Genomic DNA, 598 nt, shown 5'->3' with positions numbered 1-598 from the left:
GCAGCCGCTGGCGTGGGCGCACACGAAGAGCATGGCGCTAACGCATAGGGTGATTTTGGAGAGCTTAAGGATGGCGAGCATCATCTCGTTCACGTTCAGGGAGGCCGTGGCCGACGTGGAGTACAAAGGGTTCCTTATCCCCAAACAAAGGGTTCCTTATCCCCAAGGGGTGGAAGTCCACCACAGCCCTGACTACTTCCAGGATCCACACAAGTTCGACCCTTCTAGATTCCAGGTGGCGCCGCGTCCGAGCACGTTCCTGCCGTTTGGGCACGGCGTGCACGCGTGCCCCGGGAACGAGCTGGCCAAGCTCGAGATGCTCGTCCGCCAAGCTCGAGATGCTCGTCCTCATCCACCACCTGGTCACCGGCTACAGGTGCGTCCATCTCCTCTCAGATCCTCTCCATATATTCCCCGCTTGTCCTATAGCTTGTGGACCAGGATGACACATGGCTGGCTGCTGCCGCTTTCCATGGGGCTCCGGCTCTCTCTCTCCGTGCATGCTCCAAATCTCCTCCTGTCTGTATGTATGCCTGTATCGATCATGTATATACTCCTGTACCATAATCTGTGGGGTCCTCGAAATGTACGTCTTCAC

At 57.4% G+C, this 598-nt stretch carries 1 protein-coding gene; it reads left to right on the top strand.

From position 1 onward, the window contains the following. Nucleotides 1-7 precede the first annotated feature (7 nt). On the top strand, nucleotides 8-598 hold a 591-nt coding region (locus tag FWJ25_RS20745; RefSeq protein WP_497755923.1), incomplete at its 3' end, for a cytochrome P450.

This window comes from Marinobacter salinexigens, assembly GCF_008370345.1.
Classification (GTDB): domain Bacteria; phylum Pseudomonadota; class Gammaproteobacteria; order Pseudomonadales; family Oleiphilaceae; genus Marinobacter; species Marinobacter salinexigens.
Note: the sequence above shows the minus strand (reverse complement) of the source record. Positions and strands in the feature narration are given on the sequence as shown.